This window comes from Mesoflavibacter sp. SCSIO 43206 (genome assembly GCF_019904215.1).
Lineage (GTDB): Bacteria > Bacteroidota > Bacteroidia > Flavobacteriales > Flavobacteriaceae > Mesoflavibacter > Mesoflavibacter zeaxanthinifaciens.
Genome location: NZ_CP063201.1, coordinates 1,327,875 through 1,353,843, shown reverse-complemented (window position 1 = coordinate 1,353,843; position 25,969 = coordinate 1,327,875). Strand labels below are relative to the sequence as shown.

Annotated in this window: 17 protein-coding genes; 13 read left to right on the top strand and 4 right to left on the bottom strand. The window is 32.7% G+C overall.

Going from position 1 to position 25,969, the window contains the following annotated elements:
• The first annotated feature begins 7 nt into the window (after positions 1–7).
• The 6 genes from INR78_RS06330 to INR78_RS06305 all read left to right on the top strand — a co-directional run bounded on the left by INR78_RS06330 (position 8) and on the right by INR78_RS06305 (position 10,122).
• Positions 8–1,636, top strand: coding sequence for a DUF4270 domain-containing protein (locus INR78_RS06330; RefSeq protein ID WP_223077940.1), 1,629 nt, complete (start codon positions 8–10; stop codon positions 1,634–1,636).
• A gap of 4 nt (positions 1,637–1,640) precedes the next feature.
• Positions 1,641–3,488 carry a glutamine--fructose-6-phosphate transaminase (isomerizing) gene (glmS, locus tag INR78_RS06325; protein ID WP_223077939.1) on the top strand — a complete coding sequence of 616 codons (1,848 nt, stop codon included), beginning with the start codon at positions 1,641–1,643 and terminating at the stop codon, positions 3,486–3,488.
• Positions 3,489–3,680: 192 nt separating this feature from the next.
• Entirely contained in the window at positions 3,681–6,443 is a 2,763-nt protein-coding gene (locus INR78_RS06320) for a TonB-dependent receptor (protein WP_223077938.1), read from the top strand.
• Between the two features lie 11 nt (positions 6,444–6,454).
• Positions 6,455–8,092, top strand: a complete 1,638-nt coding sequence (locus INR78_RS06315; RefSeq protein WP_106677204.1) for an SGNH/GDSL hydrolase family protein — start codon at positions 6,455–6,457, stop codon at positions 8,090–8,092.
• A 168-nt stretch (positions 8,093–8,260) separates the two neighbouring features.
• On the top strand, positions 8,261–9,769 hold the full coding sequence (gene atpD / locus INR78_RS06310) for a F0F1 ATP synthase subunit beta (RefSeq protein WP_027879619.1): 1,509 nt from the start codon (positions 8,261–8,263) through the stop codon (positions 9,767–9,769).
• Between the two features lie 74 nt (positions 9,770–9,843).
• A complete protein-coding gene (locus INR78_RS06305; RefSeq protein ID WP_106677201.1) occupies positions 9,844–10,122 on the top strand; it encodes a F0F1 ATP synthase subunit epsilon in 279 nt (92 codons plus the stop codon).
• Positions 10,123–10,178: 56 nt separating this feature from the next.
• On the opposite strand, the gene INR78_RS06300 is transcribed toward INR78_RS06305, so the two are convergent.
• Together INR78_RS06300 and INR78_RS06295 are read right to left on the bottom strand one after the other, a co-directional pair.
• A complete protein-coding gene (locus tag INR78_RS06300; protein ID WP_027879621.1) occupies positions 10,179–10,619 on the bottom strand; it encodes a LexA family transcriptional regulator in 441 nt (146 codons plus the stop codon).
• Positions 10,620–10,756: 137 nt separating this feature from the next.
• The gene (locus INR78_RS06295) at positions 10,757–12,016 is read right to left on the bottom strand and encodes a Y-family DNA polymerase (RefSeq protein ID WP_223077937.1); all 1,260 of its coding nucleotides are present in this window, start codon (positions 12,014–12,016) and stop codon (positions 10,757–10,759) included.
• 132 nt (positions 12,017–12,148) lie between these two features.
• Between INR78_RS06295 and INR78_RS06290 the strand changes: the two genes are divergently transcribed.
• On the top strand, positions 12,149–12,562 hold the full coding sequence (locus tag INR78_RS06290; protein ID WP_223077936.1) for a putative signal transducing protein: 414 nt from the start codon (positions 12,149–12,151) through the stop codon (positions 12,560–12,562).
• Positions 12,563–13,093, top strand: coding sequence for a hypothetical protein (locus INR78_RS06285; RefSeq protein ID WP_223077935.1), 531 nt, complete (start codon positions 12,563–12,565; stop codon positions 13,091–13,093).
• A gap of 1 nt (position 13,094) precedes the next feature.
• Here the strand turns inward: INR78_RS06285 and INR78_RS06280 are convergent, their stop codons facing one another.
• The gene (locus INR78_RS06280; protein WP_223077934.1) at positions 13,095–14,588 is read right to left on the bottom strand and encodes a PLP-dependent aminotransferase family protein; all 1,494 of its coding nucleotides are present in this window, start codon (positions 14,586–14,588) and stop codon (positions 13,095–13,097) included.
• 78 nt (positions 14,589–14,666) lie between these two features.
• Between INR78_RS06280 and INR78_RS06275 the strand changes: the two genes are divergently transcribed.
• The 3 genes from INR78_RS06275 to INR78_RS06265 all read left to right on the top strand — a co-directional run bounded on the left by INR78_RS06275 (position 14,667) and on the right by INR78_RS06265 (position 17,918).
• Positions 14,667–16,487, top strand: coding sequence for a TonB-dependent siderophore receptor (locus INR78_RS06275; protein WP_223077933.1), 1,821 nt, complete (start codon positions 14,667–14,669; stop codon positions 16,485–16,487).
• A gap of 67 nt (positions 16,488–16,554) precedes the next feature.
• On the top strand, positions 16,555–17,424 hold the full coding sequence (locus INR78_RS06270) for a cupin-like domain-containing protein (RefSeq protein WP_027879627.1): 870 nt from the start codon (positions 16,555–16,557) through the stop codon (positions 17,422–17,424).
• A gap of 2 nt (positions 17,425–17,426) precedes the next feature.
• A complete protein-coding gene (locus tag INR78_RS06265) occupies positions 17,427–17,918 on the top strand; it encodes a DUF6646 family protein (protein ID WP_223077932.1) in 492 nt (163 codons plus the stop codon).
• A 55-nt stretch (positions 17,919–17,973) separates the two neighbouring features.
• Here the strand turns inward: INR78_RS06265 and INR78_RS06260 are convergent, their stop codons facing one another.
• Positions 17,974–18,441, bottom strand: a complete 468-nt coding sequence (locus INR78_RS06260) for a regulatory protein RecX (protein ID WP_223077931.1) — start codon at positions 18,439–18,441, stop codon at positions 17,974–17,976.
• A 164-nt stretch (positions 18,442–18,605) separates the two neighbouring features.
• Between INR78_RS06260 and INR78_RS06255 the strand changes: the two genes are divergently transcribed.
• Positions 18,606–23,318 carry an S-layer family protein gene (locus INR78_RS06255; protein WP_223077930.1) on the top strand — a complete coding sequence of 1,571 codons (4,713 nt, stop codon included), beginning with the start codon at positions 18,606–18,608 and terminating at the stop codon, positions 23,316–23,318.
• Between the two features lie 114 nt (positions 23,319–23,432).
• On the top strand, positions 23,433–25,937 hold the full coding sequence (locus INR78_RS06250; protein ID WP_223077929.1) for a T9SS type A sorting domain-containing protein: 2,505 nt from the start codon (positions 23,433–23,435) through the stop codon (positions 25,935–25,937).
• The last annotated feature ends 32 nt before the right edge of the window (positions 25,938–25,969 follow it).

Genomic DNA, 25,969 nt, shown 5'->3' with positions numbered 1-25,969 from the left:
AAAATTAATGAAAAAATATATAAGTAAAGCCTTTCAACCATTAGCTATTTTAGGTTTAATCGCTTTAGTCACTGTAGGTTGCGACAGAGATTACTTGAATGTAGATAGCGATGTAAGAGGCGTACAAAACTTTGAAACCAATCGCAAAGTTTTCCCTTTTGTTTCTTATACTAAAAAAAGTAATCCAATTCAAACAAACGGATTACCAAACAATCTTTTAGGTGTATATCATGACGATATGCAACCTTACGGAGCTACAGAAGCAAGTATTATAACTCAAGTATTACCAACAAACTTATCTCCTGATTTTGGTGTAAACCCAACACTTCAATCTGTAAAACTTTACATACCATATTATTCTGAAATAGAAAGCACAGATGATGATGGAGTTTCTACATACACATTAGATTCTGTTTTTGGTAATCAATCCGCAACATTTAAACTTTCTATTTATAGAAGCAATTACCTGTTAAGAGACTTAGACCCTGCTTCAGATTTTGAAGACCAACAGCTTTATTACTCAAACATATTTGAAACTATAGATGTAAACTCTCAAACACTAGAGTTACTTTACGAAAACAACGATTTTTCAATTAGTAATTCTACTCACAGTATTACTAACGAAGATGATGAAACAGAGGTTTTAGCTCCTGGTATTTATGTAGATCTTTTTAATGACAGCAACGCAAACATCATTAACTTAAGCGATTGGGAAAATTTATTTTTTCCTTATCAAGACAGCGAAGAACTTTCAAACAACAGTAGTTTTTATAATTACTTTAGAGGGTTAATTTTTAAAGTAGAAGACAATACTGGAGACGGTAGTATGGCTATGCTTAACTTAGGTGATGCCAATGCTAATATAACTTTAGAATATACCTATTACGATGAAGATGATGTTGATCAAGAAGAATTATTAACAGGCCAATACACTTTAGACTTTACAGGAATTAAAGCTAACAACTTTAATAATCTATATACCACGCCTACAGATGGTGACGCTACTTTAGGTGATGACAATTTGTACTTAAAAGGTATGAATGGAAATTTTTCTGTTATAAAACTATTTGAAGGTACAGTTCAAGATGAATCTGGAAGTGATGTTCCTGCTTTAGAATATTTTAAAGAAAAAAATGAAAAATGGTTAATTAATGAGGCAGACTTAATTTTTTACGTAAATCAAGATCTTGTTAATAACCAAAGTAGTTCTAATGATGTTGAATCTGAAAGAGTAATACTTTACGATTTAAAAAACAATGTACCTATCATAGATTATTATTTTGATGCTTCTAGCAACTTTTTCAACCCAATAAACTCAAAAATTATTTATGCGCCACGTTTAGAAAGAGACGAAGATGAAAATGGAATTAGATACAAATTTAGATTAACAGAGCATGTTAAAAATATCCTTATAAGCGACTCAACAAATTTAGATTTAGGAATATTTGTTTCAACTAACGTAAATAACATATCCACTTCAAGAATAATAAACACAACTGAAGAAGATATGATAAATTTTGTTCCTTCAAGTTCAACTATCTCTCCTAAAGGTACTGTACTTTATGGTAGTAAAGAATCTGTACCTGAAGAAAACAGAGCAACTTTTGAAATTTATTACACCGAAACCGAAAACTAAAATTATGTGTGGAATTGTAGGTTACATAGGAAAAAAAGAAGCTTATCCTATTGTAATGGAAGGCTTAAAAAGATTAGAATATAGAGGTTACGATAGTGCCGGTATAGCTATATACGATGGATCAGAACTTAAGTTATCAAAAACAAAAGGTAAAGTTGCTGATTTAGAAGAAAAAGTTAATTCAGAAATTTCAAAAGATGGTTCTGTAGGAATAGGTCATACACGTTGGGCTACTCATGGTGTACCAAACGATGTAAATTCTCATCCACATTATTCTAACTCTGGTGAGTTAGTAATTATTCATAATGGAATTATTGAAAATTATGAATCTATAAAAAAAGAATTAATCAAACGAGGTTACACTTTCAAATCAGATACAGATACCGAAGTTTTAATAAACCTAATTGAAGACGTTAAAAAAAACGAAAAAGTTAAATTAGGAAAAGCAGTACAAATTGCACTAAACCAAGTTGTAGGTGCTTATGCTATTGCTGTTTTTGACAAAAATAAACCAGACGAAATAGTCGTAGCTAAATTAGGAAGTCCATTAGCTATAGGTGTTGGAGAAGAAGAGTTTTTTATAGCAAGTGACGCATCACCTTTTTTAGAATATACTAAAAAAGCTATTTATTTAGAAGATGAAGAAATGGCTATTGTAAGACTTAAAAAAGGAGTTAAAATAAGAAAAATCAAAAACGATTCTTTAGTAGATCCTTACATTCAAGAATTAAAAATAAATTTAGAACAGATAGAAAAAGGTGGTTATGAACATTTCATGCTTAAAGAAATTCATGAACAACCTAACGCTATAAAAGACACCTACAGAGGAAGATTAAGAGTCAATGATAGTATTATAAAAATGGCTGGTATTGATGATAATCTAGAAAAATTCTTAAACGCTAATAGAATTATTATCGTCGCATGTGGTACCTCTTGGCATGCTGGATTAGTTGCAGAATATATATTTGAAGACCTAGCTAGAATACCAGTTGAAGTAGAATATGCTTCTGAGTTTAGATACCGTAATCCAGTAATTTCAGAAAAAGATGTTGTAATAGCAATCTCACAATCAGGTGAAACTGCAGATACACTTGCAGCCATTAAATTAGCTAAACAAAAAGGAGCTTTTGTATTTGGTGTCTGTAATGTTGTTGGCTCTTCTATAGCTAGAGAAACACACGCAGGTGCTTACACTCATGCAGGACCAGAAATTGGTGTAGCTTCAACAAAAGCATTTACAACTCAAATTACGGTACTAACGCTTATAGCTTTAAAATTAGCCAAATCTAATGGAAATTTATCTAATTCTGAATTTCAAAAACATTTAGTAGAATTAGAATTGATACCTAATAAAGTAGCTGAAGCTTTAAAATCTGACGACCATATAAAAATGGTAGCAGAAACTTACAAAGACGCAAAAAACTGTTTATACTTAGGTAGAGGATTTAATTTTCCAGTAGCTTTAGAAGGTGCTCTAAAACTAAAAGAAATTTCTTATATCCATGCAGAAGGTTATCCTGCTGCAGAGATGAAACACGGACCAATTGCATTGATTGATGATCAAATGCCAGTATTTGTAATTGCAACAAAAAAAGGGCATTATGAAAAAGTAGTAAGCAATATCCAAGAAATAAAATCAAGGTCAGGTAAAATAATAGGAATTGTAACTAAAGGTGACCAAGATGTAAAAGAATTGGCAGATCATGTCATTGAAGTTCCAGAAACTATCGAATCTTTAACTCCTTTATTAACAACAATACCATTACAACTTTTATCATATCATATTGCTGTGATGTTAGGTAAAAATGTTGATCAACCAAGAAACTTAGCAAAATCAGTTACGGTAGAATAAAAAACTGAATAGATTACACTAGCTTCAAAATCTTAAAATATTCAATAATCACTGGTGATTTTTACGAATAATAGATTTTGAAGCTATTTTTTTTCGCAAAAACTTATTATGCACGCATAATTTTCTTTCACTTTTTTTTAAGATTTAGTTAAAAAACGTATATTGCTACAATAATTAAACTAAATCTAAAAAATGAAGACAACCCTTAAAATTGCAATGTTGTTATTTTGTGCTATTACTTTTGCACAAACAACAATAACAGGTACAGTTGTAGATGATGTAAGTAAACAACCTATACCTAGTGCTAATGTTATTATTCTTGGAACTTCAGAAGGAACAGTAACAGACTTTGACGGAAATTTTACTTTAAACACAAACCAAACACCACCTTTTAGTATACAAGTAAGTAGTGTAGGTTTTACAAGTCAAACAACCGAAATTACCTCAAACAATCAAAAAGTAGACATCGTGTTAACAGAAGGAACATCTTTAGATGAAGTTGTTATTTCTGCGTCTCGTACACCAGAACGTATTTTTGAATCTCCTGTAACGGTAGAGAGATTCGGTTTAAAAGAAATTAAAAACACTGCTTCTGTAGATTTTTATGATGGATTAGAAAACCTTAAGGGTGTAGACATTAATACAAATAGTTTAACATTCAAATCTATTAACACACGTGGTTTTGCAACATTTGCTAACACTAGATTTATGCAGTTAGTAGATGGTATGGATAACTCAGCTCCTGCCTTAAACTTCCCATTAGGTAACTTATTAGGTATGACAGAAACTGATGTACTAAGTGTAGAGCTTTTACCTGGTGCATCTTCTGCTCTTTACGGTGCAAATGCCTTTAACGGAATCTTATTCATGAGAAGTAAAAACCCTTTTGACCATGAAGGAATTAGTGGTTATTTTAAAAGAGGTATAACATCTCAAGAAGCTGCTGGAGACAATCCTTTAACAGATTTAGGTATTAGAATGGCTCATAAATTCTCAGATAAATTTGCTGTAAAAGTTAACTTTGGTTACTTGAAAGGAACTGATTGGGCTGCAACTAGCGAAAAAGATAAATTAAATAGAGGCTTAACAAGATCAGACTATGACTATGATGGTATTAACGTTTATGGAGATGAAGTATCAACAAACATTAGATCTGCTTCAGGTTTAGGTATTATTCCTGATGTAACAGTAAGTAGAACTGGTTATAACGAAAGAGATCTAACTAACTATAATGCTGAAAGTATAAAAGCAGATTGGGGATTATATTTTAGACCGTTTACAGATAGTGATTTTGAAATTGCTTATGTAGGAAAAGTTGGTTCTGGTAACACTATTTACCAAGGTGCAAATAGATACAATATCAATAATTTCTTTTTACAACAACATAAATTAGAAATTAGAGATAAAAACTTCTTTGTAAGAGGTTATGTAACAGAAGATAAAGCTGGAGATTCTTACGATATGGTTTTTACAGGAATCAATATTAATAGATCATGGAAGAGTGACGAAGATTGGTTTGGAGATTACATTGCAACCTTTGCAGGTATAGAGTTAAGTGGTAACCCTTTAGGCCTATCAGAACAACAAAAGCATGACGCTGCAAGAGCTGCTGCAGATACAGGAAGATATTTACCAGGAACACCAGAATTTCAAAATGCATTTAACAAAGTTACAAGAGATCCTGATTTAAGTACTGGATCTAAATTTCAAGATAATTCAAAAATCTATCATGCAGATGCTAATTACAACTTTAGTGACATGATTGATTTTGCTGAAATTCAAATAGGTGGATCTTATAGAAAGTATAAATTAAACTCTTTTGGAACTATTTATACAGATAATGATGGTCCTATTGATTATTCTGAAGTTGGTTTTTATACTCAAATCCAAAAAAACTTCGACTTAAGCGAAAATGTAGAATTAAAAACCACAGCTTCTGTTCGTTATGACAAATCAGAATTATTTGATGGTTTCTTTTCTCCTAGATTATCTTTAGGATTTACAGTTAACAAAGATCATAACTTCCGCGCTTCAGTTCAAACAGGATTTAGAAACCCTACTACTCAAGACTTGTACATTGGTTTAGATGTAGGAAGAGCTGTATTAGTTGGTGGTGCTTTAGATAACCCAGAAAGATATGTAGACACTTACAATGTAAGTCCTGCAGGTCAAGCTTTTACAAACTCTGCAACTATAGACTTCTCTGGACAAAGTGCTTATACAAACTCATACTTAGCTAACTCTGTACAAGATTTTGCAGAATCAACAAACCCTGCAGATTTAAGAGTAGCAAATTCTAACTTTGCTCAACCAGAACAAGTAACTTCTTTTGAAGTTGGATACAGAGGTAAATTAGATAAGTTTATAGTAGACGTTAGTGCATACTATAACTCTTACAAAGATTTCTTAGCTAATGAAACTGTAATCGCTCCTTTCTACGGAACAGTTGGAGATAACTCTTTATCTTTATTAGCTATTCAAAATGGAGATTACCAAGCTTATCAAACATACACTAACTCTGATGCTAACGTAAATTCTTACGGAACTGCATTAGGTGTAACAACTAAAGTCTTAAATGATTTTGACTTAGGATTTAACTATACATACGCAAAATTAGATTTTGATCAAGAAAATAATCCAGATTTTAGAACAAACTTCAATACTCCAGAACATAAAGTAAAAGCAACATTTGGTAACACAGAGTTATTTAAAAACTTTGGATTTAACCTTGCTTGGAGATGGAGTGATGCTTACTTCTGGGAAGCGTCGTTTGGTGATGGAGAAGTACCTGCATACCACACAATTGATGCACAAATCAACTACAGAGTTCCAAGTTTAAAATCTACATTTAAGGCTGGAGCAACAAACCTGTTAGGTGATGAGTACTTTACAGCTTTTGGTACTGGATTTATTGGATCTCAATACTACGTATCTTGGACTATTAATAACCTATAAAATTTATGAAAATGAACAAATTAAAATATATATGGATACTTGCTGCAGCTTTAGGCTTTACAGCTTGTAGTGATGACGATAGTAGCTCAGATGATGTATCTGAACCGCTTCCAGAATTAACAGCTGGAGATGCAAATTTTTCAACATACGTTTCTTTAGGTAACTCACTTACTGCTGGTTTTGCAGATGGAGCTTTATACAGAATATCTCAAGAAAACTCCATGCCTAATATATTATCCGGTCAATTCTCTTTAGTTGGTGGCGGTAACTTTAACCAACCACTAACAAATGATAATACTGGTGGGTTATTAATTAACGGTAGTCAACTTCCTGGTTTTGGTCCAAGATTGGTTTTTGATGGTAGTGGTCCAACTTCTATTACAAACTTAAACCCTATGGCTCAAACTACAACAGATATTGTTTTGAATAATCCAACTGGACCATTTAACAATATGGGTGTTCCAGGAGCTAAAAGTTTTCATTTATTAGCTCCAGGTTACGGTGATTTAAACGGTTTATTTGCAACACCTGCGACTGCAAATCCTTATTTTGTAAGAATGGCAAGTTCACCTACAACATCTGTTATAGCAGATGCTATGGCACAAACACCAACGTTCTTTTCTTTATGGATAGGAAACAATGATGTTTTAGGTTATGCTTTATCTGGAGGAGAAAGTGATACTATGGCAGAAAATTATGATCCTATTACTGATCAAGCAACATTTGATGTTGCATATAACACTTTAGTAACAACGCTTACTTCTGGAGGCTCTCAAGGTGTAGTAGCAAACATTCCAGATGTTACATCAATACCTCATTTCACAACAGTACCTTACAACCCTTTAAGTCCTGATAATCCTGATTTTGGTCCACAAATACCAACTTTAAACACGATTTTTGGAGCAATTAATCAAATATATGATGCTTTAGGACAACCAGAAAGAGCTATAGTTTTTTCTCAATCAGAGAATAGCCCTGTAGTTATTAAAGACGAAAGCTTAACAGATATTTCTGCTCAAATAAGTGGAGCGCTTATGGCTAGTCCAACATTTCCTGCTTTTATCGCACAATTTGGGCTTCCTGCTCAAGCAGCTCCGTTAGTAGCAAACCTTTTAGGAAACACTTATGGTCAAACAAGACAAGCAACAGCTGCAGATTTATTTGTTTTACCAAGTAGTAATGTAATAGGAACTGTTAACACGGATTACGCTGCTACATTAGTAGCGCAAGGATTACCGCCAGCACTAGCTGGACAATTCTCTGCAGAAGGTATTACTAAACCTTTAGATGACAAATGGGTTTTAATTCCTTCAGAACAATCAGAAATAGCATCTGCTACTGCTGCATTTAATTCGACAATAGAAAACGCTGCTAATAACGCAGGTTTAGCATTTGTTGACGCTAATACGTTATTAAATCAATTAGCTAATGGCGGTATTTCTTCAGGAGATTATTTATTAACAGCAAGTTTAGTTACTGGTGGTGCATTTTCTTTAGATGGTGTTCATCCAAACTCTAGAGGTTATGCGTTAATTGCTAACGAATTTCTAAAAGCAATAGATGCTACTTATGGATCTAACTTTGAAGCTTCAGGCAACTTAGTTAATATAGGTAACTACAATACAACATATTCTGCTGGATTAAACTAAATTAGCAGTAAAATTTAAATTTATAAAACACCTTCATAAAGAAGGTGTTTTTTTATATTCAAAATAAGAAAAAAGACCTTTTATTTTAAATAAAAACACCTATCTTTGCACGCGAAAACAGAAATAGTTTTCATTCAATTAAATACCATAATATTAAACAGATAAGTAATGTCAAAAGTTACAGGTAAAGTTGCACAAATAGTTGGTCCAGTTATCGATGTAGAATTCGGAGCCGGTACTGAACTACCAAAAATTTACGATTCATTAGAAATTAATAAGGCTGACGGCTCTAAATTAGTACTAGAAGTACAATCTCACATTGGTGAAGATACTGTACGTACTATCGCTATGGACTCATCAGATGGTTTAAGTAGAGGAACAGAAGTTGTTGCAACTGGCGCTCCTATCCAAATGCCAATTGGTGGTGATGTTTACGGACGTTTATTTAACGTTATTGGAGATGCTATTGATGGTTTAGGAGACTTACCGAAAGCTGGAGAAGCTGGTTTACCTATTCACCGTCAAGCACCAAAATTTGAAGACTTATCTACTTCTACTGAAGTTTTATTTACAGGTATTAAAGTAATTGACTTAATTGAGCCTTATGCAAAAGGAGGTAAGATTGGATTATTTGGTGGTGCCGGAGTAGGTAAAACTGTATTAATCCAGGAGTTAATTAATAACATTGCAAAGGGTCACGGTGGACTTTCAGTATTTGCTGGAGTTGGAGAAAGAACTCGTGAAGGAAATGACCTTTTAAGAGAGATGTTAGAGTCAGGAATTATTAAGTATGGTGACGACTTTATGCACTCTATGGAAGAAGGCGGATGGGATCTTCAAAAAGTTGATAAATCAGCTATGAAAGACTCTAAAGCAACTTTCGTTTTTGGACAAATGAACGAACCACCAGGAGCACGTGCACGTGTTGCCTTATCTGGTTTAACAATAGCAGAATACTTCCGTGATGGAGCTGGAGATGGACAAGGAAAAGACGTGCTTTTCTTCGTAGATAACATCTTCCGTTTTACACAAGCAGGATCTGAGGTATCTGCACTTTTAGGACGTATGCCTTCTGCGGTAGGTTACCAACCAACATTAGCAACAGAAATGGGTGCAATGCAAGAGCGTATTACATCTACTAAAAAAGGATCTATTACATCTGTACAAGCGGTTTACGTACCTGCGGATGATTTAACGGATCCAGCACCAGCAACTACGTTTGCTCACTTAGATGCAACTACAGTATTATCTCGTAAAATTGCCGAGTTAGGTATTTATCCTGCGGTAGACCCGTTAGATTCTACTTCAAGAATTTTAACTGCAGACATCTTAGGTAATGATCACTACGCTTGTGCACAAAGAGTTAAAGAGTTATTACAACGTTATAAAGAATTACAAGACATTATTGCTATCCTTGGTATGGAAGAATTATCTGAAGAAGACAAAATGGCTGTAGGTAGAGCACGTCGTGTACAACGTTTCTTATCTCAACCTTTCCACGTAGCAGAGCAATTTACTGGTATTCCTGGAGTATTAGTAGACATTAAAGATACTATTAAAGGATTTAACATGATTATGGATGGTGAATTAGACCACTTACCAGAAGCAGCGTTTAACCTTAAAGGAACAATTGAAGAAGCTATAGAAGCTGGAGAAAAAATGTTAGCTGAAGCGTAAACTAGTAATGAGATATAAGATATTAGTAGTGAGAACTTCTAATTACTCAATACTCAATACTCAATAAAAAAAATATGTATTTAGAAATTGTATCACCAGAAGCTACTTTATTTAGCGGAGAAGTAACCAGCGTTGTTGTACCTGGTGTAAATGGAGATTTTGAAATGTTAAACAATCACGCTCCTGTTGTCTCTATATTAAAAGAAGGTAACGTTAAAATTACTGGTAATATAGAGTTAGATGAAGCTGTTCAAGATCGTTTTACTAAAGGCGATAAAAACACTACTTTACTAAAAATAAGTTCTGGTACAATCGAAATGAAAGATAACAAAGTAATTGTTTTAGCAGATTAATAAAACATTACTTTTACAATTAAAAAACGCGAAGCAAATGCTTCGCGTTTTTTATTTTATACTTTTTTAATAACGTTGGTAACAATACCCCAAATTAAAAAATTATTGTCTTCTGTGATCTTAATGATAGGATAATTTGGGTTTTCTGGTTGTAACCAAACTTCTTCTTTTTCTACCCGTAGACGTTTTACTGTAAACTCGCCATCTAAGAAACAAACTGCTATTTTATTGTTTGCTGGCTCCAAACTACGGTCTATAACCAACAAATCATTATCGTCTAATCCGGCACCTATCATAGACTGACCGCTTACACGTGCATAAAAAGTGGCTTCTTTGTTTTTTACTAAGGTCTCATCTAATGATAGACGTTCTTCTTTAAAATCTTCTGCTGGCGATGGAAATCCTGCCGAAATACCTGCATCAAAAAAATGAGCTCCGGATTGTGCTGTTGCATCTGGTATGTAAAAGGTTAAACTTCCTGATTTGTGCTTGATCATAGTTAAGTCTTTTTGTTAGCAAATAGTTGCGTTAGGGATTGCAGCATTGTTGGAGCGCCTTGCAAAGCGCGACTGCGAAAAGCCCGACCCGATAGGGTAACGCCCAAATTATATGTTATGTTTTTTAATTATAATGGTTATATAACTTTTATAATATCGTTTATATTGGTTGTATACCTAGGCGATAATCGTTCTTGGCGCATCTTCCAAGTACGCTCTAGGTCTTGACTTGCTAATTTAATTTTATTTGTGTGATATTTTAAATTTATTTGATCTATTGTTTGCATTAGCGGTAAATGCTTTGGGTTTTCTTTTTCGAAAATATTGAGTTGATAATTGTTTGTAGGCACAAAACCTGTTATCATTACGCCTGCTTTTTTATATTCTATTCCTTTTTTAAAAATTTTAGTTACTGCATTAACCGCTGTATTACTAATTATTAAAGATGAATTGGTTGCATAAGGTAAGTGCACTGCTCTACTTTCTGAATGTTGTGCTTGTTCTTTTTTATGCTTATTACTTTTTAAAAAAACAATTATGGTATGACAGCTAGAGTGTTGTTTACGTAACTTTTCTGCACAAGTTACTGCAAAGGTTGCTACACGCTCTTTTATATAACTTAAATCAGAATATGTGTAATCAAAACTACGTGTTGTGGCTATTACTTTTTTAGCTTGATCGTATTCTTCTAAAGTTAATGTTGGTATGCCATTTAAATCGCGATGTAATCGTGCTTCTACTACAGAAAAATTAACTTTTATCCAATCTTCTGGTAAATTAGCAAAGTCTAAAGCTGTTTTGCATCCTTTGGCTTTTAATCGTTTTGATAATTGTCTTCCTATGCCCCAAACGTCTTCAATTTTTAGCCATTTTAATGCTTTTATACGCTTATCTTTGGTATCTATTACGTAAACGCCTTTTGTTTGATTAGCATATTTTCTAGCGATCTTATTAGCAACCTTACTTAACCCTTTTGTGGTTGCTATGCCTACGCAGGTTGGTATGCCTGTCCATTTTAAAATACGCTGTCTTATTTGTTGTCCATAATCGTTTAGATTGTAATTTTCAAATCCTTTAAATTGCAAAAAGGATTCGTCTATACTATACACCTCAACATCTGGTGTAAACTGTTTTAAAATAGACATAACACGACTACTCATATCGCCATACAGTGGATAATTTGATGAAAGTACGTGTATATTATTGGTTTTACAGAAGTTTTCCCATTTAAAAATTGGCGCGCCCATAGGTAAACCTAAAGCTTTAGCCTCGTCACTACGCGAAATCACACAACCATCATTATTGCTAAGTATAGCAACTGGTTTACCGTTAAGGTTTGGGTTAAATACGCGCTCGCAAGAGGCATAAAAATTATTACAATCTACTAATGCAAACATATGTGTAAAATTACATAATATGTTTGAATTTATGATGCGTTTTTATCTTGAAGAATGTTAAAATTTAAATGAATAATAGTAACTTGTAACACTTTAATTCTTTTATCTACTAATTAATATAGATAATAAAACATGTCACCAACCTTTAAAACCATAGCTAAATTTCAGTATTCTGCAGAAGCGCAGATTATAAAAGGTCGTTTAGAATCTGAAGGTATTGAAGTATTTTTAAGTGATCACTTGACCATAGATACAGATCCTTTGGTAAGCAATGCTATTGGTGGCGTTAAATTAAAAGTATTAGCTAAAGATGCTTTAAGAGCGCAACATATTTTAGAAACCATTAATAAATACTCGGTAGATGATGATGGTAACGCTATACTTTGTCCTAATTGTAACAGTAGTAAAGTAGCTATGTTTTCTACTATTAAAGATTTTAAATCTTTCTTTTCTTTTATGATTGGTTTTTTATTTGGCACACTTCCCTTTTATGCTAAGGATAAGTATAGATGTGATGATTGTAAAACCGAATTTGATATTAAATAGATGAGTAAATACACCATTAGTTATATACAAAAAGTACCATTATGGCGAACTATTTTAGGAGTTGCAATAATAGTTTTTACCATTTTTAACTTAGTAACATCAGGAAATATAGCCACAATCGTTCCTTTAGCTTTTAGCTATTTATTATTAAAAACTGAAGGCACAGAGATTGATTTAGAATCAAAAACCTACAGAAAAGTATTTTCAATTCTTGGTTTTAAAATTGGTAAGTGGCAATCAATTCCAGACATTGACTACGTTTCTGTTTTTGCAGCAACATTTAACACCAAAGTTTGGGTATCTTCAGCCTCTACAAATATTTCTGAAAACAAATATGCTATTAATTTATTTTACGATACTAAAAATAAAATTGAAGCAACAACGGTATATCAAGAAAAAGAAGCTTTTGATATTGGTTTACATTTAGCTGATGCACTTGACGCAGACTTATTAGACGCTACCGAAACTAATGATTTTAAATGGGTGAACAAAGATGCCTATCGTGAAAGAGGTGAGTTTGTTTATGAATAAATTAAACTTTAACAGCATCAAAAGACTGTTTCAAAATTTTAACTACGGTTTCAATTTCATCTTCATTTAAGTGACCAAAACCTAATCGTATAGCACAAAGTGATTTGTTTTGATACAAAATGGTTTTTGGTAAAAATAAATTGTATGTTTTTGCTTTTTCGGCTAATTGAAATAAAGATATACTAGTATTAAATTCTAACCATATTGCTAATCCACCATCAGGGATTTTCCAAGTAGCTATATCTTTAAAATGAATAGTTAAGCATTTGGACAAATAATCTCTGCGTTGTTTGTAAACCGTAATATTTTTCTTGATTAATCGGTTAATTTCACCTTCTGCAATAAGCTCAGACAACATTTGTTTTTGTATTAAATCGCCTTGTTTGTCTAATAGCTGAAGGTAATTATTAGCTTCTTTAATTACGTTTTGCGGCGCGATTAAAAATCCTATTTGAAAACTAGGAAAAAAAGATTGTCCTAAACGTCCTAGATAGATTACAACGCCTTCACTATCTGCACTTGCCATAGGCAACATTGCCGATCCATTAAATTGAAAATCGTAATCAAAATCGTCTTCAATTATAGCAAAATTATAAGCTTTAGCTAGTTGTAGTAATTTAACACGTCTTTCGGCAGACAACGTTACTGTTGTTGGGTATTGCCTATGCGCACAAACATAAACACATCTAATACTGTTTTTGGTAAAATGCTGTTCTATAAAATCTACATCTATTCCGTTATGATCAACAGGTATGGTAATTAAATTTGCACCAGCTTGCTGAAAAATCATATTTGATTTATAAGGACTTAATTGCGCAACCAATACCACATCGTTTTTTTTAATAAGTAATTGCGATACGATATACAAACTCATCTCTGTACTTCGTGTACTTAAAATATTATGCGGCATTATGTAAAAACCGCGTGTTGCATTTAAATAATTACACAGTTGTTTATTAAATATAGAATAGAATTGATCTTGGATTTGATTCCATTTAGACACTAAAGTTGGACGTTTCATAGACGCACTATACCAACGCGAAAATTGATGCGTTGGATGCAATCTTAAATCCGGTTGCCCATCGTTTAGCACATATGCACATTCAGAATTTTCTTCTGTAGATGCTAAATTAAATGAAGATTGAAATGAAAACCCTGCTGTTTCTGGATACGTCTTTAATTTTTCTAATCCTTGCGCAGCACCTTTAATTGCTGCTGTTTTCTTTTCAGGCATTAAAACAAAAGTCCCTTTATTTGCAACAATTTCTACCCAACCTTGTGATGCCAGTTCTTCATAAACTGCGACTGCAGTATTACGATTTATATCAAGCAATTCGCCAAATTTTCTGGTTCCTGGCAACTTTGTTCCTTCGGTTAAATAACCACGTTGTATGGCATTAATAACTTGTTGGGCAATTTGAATGTACTTGGGCGAAACAGATGTATTATCTAAAGTTAGTAATGTTAATAATATGTCTTCAACCGGACTATTCATTGTTTTAAAACTGGACTAGTTTACTAATCCGGAAAGTTACGAATTTTGCAGCTTCAAAAATCACATAAAAAATTTATTATGAAATTGACTCGTTTTTTTATCGGGCTAAGCGTTTTAACAACAAGTTTACAAGCGCAAGATTTACAAAAAGAACAACAATTAGACTCGGTTGTTATCTCTTCTACTAGAATAGATTTACCGTTTAAAGAAAATTCAAGAACTATCACTGTAGTTTCTTCTTCAGATATAAAAAATAGTGCGGCTACCAATGTTGCCGATGTGTTACAACAATTTGCAGGCGTAGATATAAGACGTCGTGGTACTGCTGGTAGCCAAGCAGATTTACATATTCGTGGTGGCGGATTTGACCAAACATTACTACTTATTGATGGTATAAAAATGGACGATGCGCAAACAGGACATCACACCATGAATGCCGCTTTACCGTTAGAAGTTATAGAACGTATAGAGATTATTAAAGGTCCAGCAGCACGTGTTTTTGGACAAAACGCTTTTACTGGCGCTATAAATATTGTAACTAAAAATAGTTTAAAAAATACGGTATCTGCAAAATTAGAAGCAGGTAGTTTTGGACAATTAAATGCAGGTGTAACGGTTGGTGCAGATTTAGAAAACTCGTCACACATTGTACACATAGATAAAATGACTTCTGAAGGTTATCGTTATAACACAGATTACGATAACAGCAACTATTTTGTAAAAAGTGTCTTTAACAAAAAGAAAAAAGCAATTGAAATGATTGCAACATTTCAAGAGCGAAAATTTGGTGCTAACGGTTTTTACGCTCGCGAAAGTGCTATTGATCAATACGAAGAAACACAGAATAGTTTATTAGCATTTTCAACACAATTTAAAACTGAAAATCTAACCATAAAACCACGTGTATATTGGAAACGTAATCAAGATGAATACATTTACATACGTAACAATCCAATAGTCTACAGAAATCTTCATATCTCTGATAAAATAGGAACTGAAGTCAATGCCTCTTACACATCAAGTTTAGGTGTAACAGGTTTTGGTGTAGATTTATCTAAGGTCTATTTAAGAAGTAATAATTTAGGTAACAGACAGCGTTTTATGTCTACCTTATTTTTAGAACATAGATTTAAATTATTAGATGAAAATCTAGATATTACACCTGGTGTTGCTGTAACTTATTTTTCAGATTTTAAGTTTTATGCATTTCCTGGTTTAGATCTTGGTTATCGTTTAAATAATAACTTAAAAGTCTATGGAAACATTGGTTACACATACAGAATACCAACATATACAGACTTATATTATAGTGACCCAAGTACTCTTGGTAACGAAAATTTAGAAGTAGAAGAAGCTTTTTCTCAAGAAATAGGACTTAAATATTTATCGTCTAAATTTTCAGCATCTGCAGCAGTTTATAATAGAGATGCTAAAAACTTAATTGATTACATAAGACCAAATACTTCAATTTCATTTTTTGAGGCTACGAACATTGCAGAAGTAAACACAAAAGGATTTGAGGTTGATGCGCAATATCATTTCAGCTTAAATAATTACAAGCAAACTTTTGCTGTAGGTTATAACTTTATGGAAGATAACATTTTAGATCAAAATAAAGATTTATCGCGTTATTCTTTAAACACCTTAAAACATCATTTTACATCGCGTTTAAGTACTCAATTATTTAAAAATATCACTCAAAATATCGTTTATAAGCACGCTGAGCGTACTACAGGAGACAGTTACAACGTATGGGATGCATCTTTAGAAGCTAGATTAAAACAATTTACGCTTACCGCAACTGCAAGTAATATTTTTAATGCTGATTATATAGAAGCTGGCTTTGTACCAATGCCTCCAAGTAACGTTTTATTTGGTCTTAGATATAATTTTAACTAAGCTATAACTATAGCCTAGTTATTATTTGGTAACGTTTTATTAACTTTGCTCTCTAAATTTTTAATTTTTGAAATTAAATCTTCAAGACATACCAAGGGTTAAAACGATAACCAAAGAAGACTTTATAAAAAACTACTTCAAACCACAAAAACCAGTGGTTATAGAAGAGTTTATTACAGATTGGCCTGCTTATTCTAAATGGAGTTTAGATTACATTAAAGAGATTGCTGGAGATAAAACTGTACCTCTTTATGATGATAGACCAGTAGATTATAAAGATGGTTTTAATGAGCCTCATGCAAAAATGAAAATGAGCGAATATGTAGATTTGCTTAAACGCGAACCTACAAAATATCGTATTTTTCTGTGGAATGTTTTAAAAGAAGTCCCGCAATTGCAAAAGGATTTTAAGTTTCCTGATTTTGGATTACGTTTAATGAAAGGCTTACCAATGTTATTTTTTGGTGGTCGTGATAGCTATACGTTTATGCACTATGACATAGATTTAGCTAACATTTTTCACTTTCATTTTGAAGGAAAAAAACAGTGTATTTTATTTGACCAGAAACAGAATAAACACTTATACAAAATACCACACTCTTTAATTACAAGAGAAGATATAGATTTTGCTAATCCTGATTTTAACAAATGGCCAGCCTTAAAAAATGCAAAAGGTTGGGTTTGTAATTTAAATCACGGTGAAGTTTTATACATGCCAGAAGGTTATTGGCACTATATGCGCTATTTAACACCTGGTTTTTCTATGAGTTTACGCGCTATAGCACGAAACCCAAAAAACTTAGGAAAAGCCATATATAACGTATTTATTATGCGAAGCATAGATAATGTTATGCGCAGAATTAAAGGTCAAAAATGGATAGATTGGAAAAACCAACAAGCCATTACAAACACAAATAAATATTTAACTAAATCTTAAAAATGAAAAAAGGATTATTAATACTTGCTTGTTTAATTACAAGTCTAGTAACTGCTCAAACTTTTGAAGGAAAAGGCGACCAAAAATTACAGATAGGTGCAAACTTTCAAGATAATGTAAACGGAATTGTAATTACATACGATTATGGTTTAGGCGAAAACATTTCGGTTGGAATTGTTGGTGGTTACGCACTTAATTTAAACAATGGTTTAAACGCAGATTTTGAAGATAGAATAGATTTAAAAGCACGTTTTAATGCTAACTTAGGTAATGTTATTAACATTAGTGACAACTTTGATGTTTATCCTGGGATTAGCTTAAGTTTAAAGAATTTTGGCGGACACCTTGGCATGCGTTATTTCTTCTCAGACGGTTTTGGATTATTTACAGAATTTGGGACTACTTTTGCCAAATATAACTCGGATGCCTTAACACCTGCAGAAAAAATAAACAATCAATTTAATGCTAATATTGGAGCTGTATTTAACTTATAGACCAATAAAATTATAAAAAGAAAAGCCTTTCTCTATTTAAGTTGAAAGGCTTTTTTTATGGAATTAACTCGTTTACTTTATCATATACTAAATGTGTTTCCCAACCACGATAAAGCAGGTAATCTATTAGTTTTTTCTTCTTTTTAAACTTATCAGGTTCTTTAATAGATTCTAGTTTCTTTTCTGCTAACTGGTTAAAGGTTTTATAGTAATCACTTTCATCAATTGTTTTTAAAGCTGCACTAATATTATAACTAGAAATATCTTTTCGTTTTAACTCTAATTTTAAGCGTTGTTTTCCCCATTTTTTTATATTGAATTTTCCACTTACAAAAGCTTTTGCATAGCGCTCTTCATTTAAAAAATTATGTTCTAATAAATGTACTACAATATGGTCTCTTACCTCAGGTATCATTTGCATTTGTATCAATTTTTGAGTCACTTCTTTATGGCAACGTTCTTGATACGCACAATAATGCTCTAGTTTTTTTATGGCTTCTTCTAATGTGTAAGAGTTATTCATCTATCATTTATAGTTCACTAAATTAAATAAATATTAAAAAAAGAGCACACAATATTATGTAATGATTAAATATAACTATAAATCATTGCAATTCATCGAAATAGAAATTAATCCCTTAAGAATTTTCCTATATTTAAGACTAATTAATAGTCAAAAAATACAACATGAATAAATTTCTCCTCTCTTTAATGGCATTGCTATGCCTTAATTTTTCTTTTGGACAATCAGAAGTTATAATAAGTCAATACATAGAAACTAGTTCTGGAACTACTCCAAAAGGAATTGAAATATTTAATGTTTCAGGAGTTGATATAACTTTTTCTGCCGTTAATAATCTTGAAGTTCATCAAGGAACTAATGGAGGTGCTTGTTCATCGGTATTAAACATTACTTCAGGAACTTTATTGACAGATGAAGTATGGGTAATTGGAACTTCTGATTTAACTGGTTATGCAACCACAAATGGCACAAATCTTTCTGGAACTACAGTTCAAGCTTTCACTTTTAATGGTGATGATGCTATAGCTGTTTATCTTGGTGGTACAATTCAAGACATGTTTGGTCTATGTGGAACAGATCCAGGTTCAAGTTGGTCTGTTAGTGGTGTCAGTACAGCAAATAACAATTTACAAGTTTTGGATGGATTATGTGACGGAGATATTGATGGCTGGTCTGATCCTAGCACTAGATTTACTCAAATAGCAAATGGACTAACAATGACTGGATTTGGAAATGCTCCTGCTTCATGTGGAAGCGTTACTCCACCAGACATTATACTAAACTCAGCCAACCCAGCTACATCAGCTACAAGTATCATACAAGACACAAACGACACACCAATTTACGCATTTGATTTGTCTGTAAGTATAGCAAATGCAACACTAACAGATGTCGCTTTTACAACAACTGGAACTTATGCTACTTCAAACATCACAAATTTTAAATTATACTACTCTGCAGACGCAACATTTAATGCCAGTACTGATACATTTCTAGATAATATAACTACAACATTAGGACCTGGTACACATACGTTTACTGGATTTAGTCAACTAATATCTAATGGAAGTACTGGCTATTTATTTATAACTACAGATATACCATGTACTTCTACCAATGGTAACACGATACAAGTAAGTGCTTTATTAACAACAGATTTAACGTTTGTTTCTGCTGGAAGTGTTACTGGAACAGCTTATGATAGTGATACACATACTATACAAACTGCAACACCAAGTAACGTTACAGGATTAACAACTTCTTTATGTGAAAATAATACTACAACTCTAGATTGGACTCTGCCAACAGATTGTTATGATAATATTTTAGTATTCGCAACAGATACATCATTTTCTACAGCAACACCAACAGGTAATGGCGGTACATATACAGCTAGCACAACTTTTGGAGCTGGAACAGCATTTGATGGAGGTTTTTGTGTCTACAAAGGAACTGGAACAACCGAAACTATAACAGGTTTAACTAACGGCATAACTTACACCTATAAAGTTTTTACAAGAAACGACTTAGAATGGTCTAATGGTGTAGAAGTTTCTTGTACACCTATATTTGCATATTGTGATTCTGGTTCAACAAGTACGGATGATTCAGAAATCGAAAATGTTACTTTAGTTGGAGAAAATAATACAATATCAAATAACACTACAGATGTTTGTACAACAGGCGTTAATGATTATACTGCGATGAGTGCCGATTTAAATGTAGCTGGCACATACACTCTATTAGTAGAATTTGGTGATTGTAATGGAGGTAGCTGGTATAATGGTGCTGGTGGAGTTTGGATTGATTGGAATGGCGATGGAGATTTTGATGACACTGACGAAACTATAACTACAGTAGACTTGAATTTTTCAAGTGCAAATATTACAGAGAGTATAACTATTAATGTTCCTGTTACTCAACCAATCGGGAACTATAGAATGCGTATTGTTCAAGAAGAAAGCGGTTCTGCTGGTACAATTTCTCCTTGTGGAACTTTCACTTATGGATCTACTGAAGACTATACAATTGAAATAATTTCTGCATGTACTCCAACTCATACAATAACTAGTTTTATGCCTACTTCTGGTCCAGAAGAAAGTATTATCACAATTACAGGTACTGGATTTACAACTTCTTCTACAGTAAATTTTAATGGCACTAGCGCAATAATCTTAAGTCAAACTACTACCGAATTAGTTGTAGAAGTACCAAGCGGCGCTACAACAGGTGTTATTACTGTAACCGAAAGCAGTTGTCCCGTTAATTCTACTACAGATTTTACTATTATTGATACAACAGGAGCTTGCTCTGGCGGTACAAGTTTTACAGACTTAATCATTACAGAAGTTTATGATTCTGATGGAGGAAATGTTTGGTATATGGAATTATACAACCCAACAGGATCAGCAATAAATTTAGATGCATCAGGAACAGATTTTGAAATTGAAAGATATGGAGACATAGGAGATGCTTTACCATCAAGAACTATCGATCTAACTGGTACAATTGCTGCACATTCTGTCTTTACATTACGAATAGGAGGCTCAGGCCTAACAGAAAACCCGTGTTCTTCTATATCCTTTGATTTTACAGAGTTGAATGCTGGTATCAATGAAAATGATGAAATTAGATTAACCAAAAATGGCTCACAGCATGACGTAGTACACTGCCCTAATACAATTGGATATTCAATCTTAAGAAACATAACAGGAAGTGGTCCTTCAACAACATTTACAGCAGGTGATTGGACAACAAATTTAACTGAAAGTTGTGCAGATTTAGGCGTATTTTCATTACCTACTAGCCTGCCTACAACTTCATCAATAAGCGACATTTCTGGATGTAGCGGTGCAACCTTTAGCTTTACAGCAACTGCAGGTAATTCTGGGACTTTAACTTATGCTTGGTATTATAATGATGGTGTTTCTCCAACATGGTCTACTGTAACAAGTACTAGCTTTTTACCAGGTACTGTAACTGGAGAAAATTCTAACACATTAACAATTGACGGTTTTGATTTAAATGTTTATCAATTTTATGCAGAAGTTACTGAAGATGGTACATGTTCTCAAGCAACAAATGCAGCTCAGGTTAGTATGATTACTACCACTTGGTCTGCTGGATCATGGGATAATGGTATTCCTGATCTGACCACTACAGCAATTATCAACGACACATACAATACAACTTCAAACGGAAATATAGAAGCGTGTAGTCTTTATATCAATCCATCAAATATATTGACTGTTGGTGCAAATAGTTACGTGAAAGTTCAGACTAGTATTTACAACAATGGTGAATTATTAGTTCAAAACGAAGGGTCTGTAATTCAAATAGACAATTCTGGTATTTATGACGATTCAGGTAGTGTTGCCTCAAACCCAACAACTGTAGAAAAATTAACCGCAGTATTAGACGCATGGTACGAGTACACCTACTGGAGTAGTCCGGTAACTAATGAAACTATAGGAAGTGCATTATTCCCATCAAGTCCGTATAGAAGATTTAGTTTTAACGCAGGTAATTTTGTAGACTCTACTTACGAGACTAACAATAACAATGCTACAGTTGTTGGTGCAGGAGTAGATGATATTGATGACGATGCTAACGACTGGCAACTAAGATCTGCTGGAGATTTAATGACACCTGGTGTTGGTTATGCTGCAACACACTCGCCAGCTGCATACACTACAGCAACTAATTATAACTATTCTTTTAGAGGTCCGTTAAATACTGGTATTATTTCTGTTTCTGTAGAAAGAAATGACACAGAACTTGGAGATACAAATTGGAATTTAATTGGTAATCCTTATCCATCTGCTATTGATGCAACATTATTTTTTAATGAAAATAATTACAGTGCAAACCCATCAACAGGTACTTTAGATGGTGCTATATATTTATGGTCACATTCTACGCCTCCATCTGCTACCAATAACGGTAATCAACAAATTAATTTTGACCTTAACGATTATATTACACTTAACTATACTGGTTCTTCAGTAAGCGGAGTGACAAACTACATAGCGTCTGGACAAGGTTTTTTTGTTACATATTCTGATGCTGCTCCATCAACAACCGGAACGGTAACGTTTAATAATAGTATGCGTGTTGACGGAAATAACAATCAGTTTTTTAGAACTAGTAATGTTAACGCAAGCACTAATATTTCTGAAAATAGATTATGGTTAAAATTAACTAATGATTTTGGCTTAAAAGATAATATTATGATTGGTTACGTTAATGGAGCAACAACTGTTAACGATGGTGCTGCTTACGATGCTAAAACAAACGGAGCATATACAAAAACAATGACTTTTTACTCATTAATTCCTGGTGACACAGAAAAATTAAGTGTACAAGGTAAAGCCATTTCCGATTTAAATATTAACGAAACTATATATATTGGTTTTCTAAACAAGATAGATATGCCAACAGTTTACACTATAAGCATTGATAATTTTGAAGGAGACTTTTTAGCAAACAATACTGCTTACATAAAAGATAATTTATTAAACACGTATCATGATTTATCCGCTAGTGCTTATTCGTTTACTTCAGAAGTTGGTGAATTTAACGACCGTTTTGAAATTGTATTTACAAACCCAACGTTAAGTATTGACCAATTTACTTTAAATGAAATTAATACAACAATCATTTCATTAACTAATGATGATGTTAAGTTTATTGCTCCTAAAAACCTAAGCATTAGCTCGGTTACTATTTATGATAATTTAGGAAGAAAAATAATTAATTTAAAAGGAAGTGAACAAACAGAAACCTATCACTTAAATACATTAAGTCAATCTGTTTACTTAGCTGAGATAGAACTTTCCAACAAGCAAAAAATCATTAAAAAGTTTATCAAAAACTAAAAAAAATGTTTTTTATCGCTAAAAACTTAAGCTTCAACTAATAAAGTTGAAGCTTTTTGTTTTAAAATAATTTATGAAATATTTTTAGCATGCTATTAATTATATATCATTAAGATGAAAAAATTTACGCTATTAATATTTTTTTTATTTACTATTTTATCATTTGGCCAAACACTTTTACAACCTGGAGAAATTATAATTACAGGTTATAATGCAAATGATGCTGATCAATTTACATTTGTATTATTAACTGAAACATCAACAGGCACAGTAGTTAAATTCACAGATAATTCGTGGAATAATACAACCTCATCTTTCTCTACTTCAGAAGGTATCATTGAATGGCAATCTGATCAAGACTTACCATGTGGTACAGAGATCACAATTACTGAAACATCAGGAAATAACTTTACACCTTCAATTGGAGAGGTATCTAACAATCCGACAGGTGGTTTTTCATTAAATGGTGGTGGAGAACAAATTCTAGTTTTTAGAGATACTACTGCTACACCATTTTTTTTATACGGCATTAGTTTTAAAAGTACTGGCTGGACTTATGATCCTGGAAACAATAGCACAACTTCAGATTTACCAGTGTCTTTAACTCTTGGCACCTCTGCTTTAGATTTAGGAGGAAATATTTCTAATGCTAAATATAATTGTACAACTACAACGACGACAGCAAATATTTTAGCAGATGCAGGAACGATAAGTAATTGGCTAACATCTTCAACACGTTTTAGTGATTTAGGTGGATGTGGTTACACTTGCGATGTATCTAATCCTTGTGGCACAACAACAGCAACTTGGACAAGTGGTGCATGGCAAGGAGGTGTTTCACCTGACTTAACAAAGAGTGTTATTATCAATGATAATTATGACACCTCTATAAATGGAAGTTTTAGTGCTTGTAGCTTAACAGTATCTGCAGGCAACTTATTAATTATAGCAGACAACACTTTTGTTGAAGTACAAAGAAATGTAGATAATAACGGAGATATTAATTTACAAACTGCAGGTAGCTTTTTACAGAATGATAATACTCAAAGTTTTACTAATAATGGAGCAGGAACATCTTATGTAACTAAAGAAACAGCAACAATCAATAATTGGTATGAATATACTTATTGGAGTAGTCCTGTTACTGGTGAAACAATAGAAAATACATTTTTTACAACAAATCCAGATAGACGTTTTTACTTTAACGCAGCTAATTTTTCTGATTTGTTCTATGAAGTCGGCAACAACAATACATTAACAGCTTATACAGCCTCAGATACATTAGATGATATTGATGACAATGGAGACGATTGGCAATATGCTTCTGGGATAATGACACCTGGTGTTGGCTACGCTGCGACACTATCCCCTACATCTTTTAGTATTGGTGGCGGCTCTGGTAATAACTTTGCACATATCTTTTCGGGACCTTTTAATAATGGATTAATAAACGTTGCTGTAGTTAGAAATGACGATAGTAGTACTAGTGCAATACCAGATAATAATTGGAATTTTATAGGCAATCCTTATCCCTCTGCTATTGATGTAGACTTATTTATGGCTGCAAATAAATACTCAACATCTAATACAGAAGGCACATTAGATGGTAGCATCTATTTATGGTCACAAAACACACCGCCTTCAGATAATAACAATGGTAATCAAATCCTAAATTTTTCTGGTTCAGATTACGCAATCATAAATGGTGTTGGTGAAACTGCAGGAGGAGATGGTGTTACTCCTACTAGACATATTGCTTCTGGACAAGGCTTTTTTGTAAACTATGATGATAATGCAACAACACCTGGAACAGTAATATTTAATAATGGTATGCGTGTTAAATCTAATAACGATCAATTTTTTAGATATTCAAATACAACTACTTCAAACATTAATAACGAAAGTGACAACTTTCATGTAGAAAAGCTTCGTTTAAATTTAACATCAGACAATGGTGTATTTAACCAAATCTTAATCGTCTACAATACTTCAGCTACAAACAATTTTGATGGCTCATATTATGATGCTGCCAAAAATTTATCTTCTAACACTGCGGTTAAATTTGGTTCTATAATAGAAAACAATCCAAATCTATTTGCAATACAAGCAAGAAACATTAGTGATTTAAATGAAGATGAGATTGTACCTATAGCTTTTAAAACTTCTATAAATGTAGCTACAATTTACACTATTTCAATTGACAATTTGGAAGGTGATTTTTTAACTAATAACCCTATTTATCTTAAAGACAATTTAACCTCTACAATTCACGATTTAACTGCAAGTGATTACAACTTTACTTCTAATGTTGGTGAGTTTAACAATCGTTTTGAGATTGTTTTCAACAATGCAAGTTTGAGTATTGATAATAAAGAAACAACTTTAAACAACCTTTCTATTATTGAGCTAGAAAATGACAATGTAATGTTTAAAGTCGGTCAGAATCTTAAGATTAAAACAATTGAAATATTTGACACTTTAGGAAAAGTAATTTACTCTTTTAAAGGTAATAATTACTCTGAAACTTTCAACTTGAAAAATTTAAATGAAAATCTTTACATAGCTAAAGTTACATTAAACAATGGGCAAACCATTACTAAAAAAGCTATAAAAAAATAAAAGCAACGTGTAAATGCTAATCCTTAAACCAG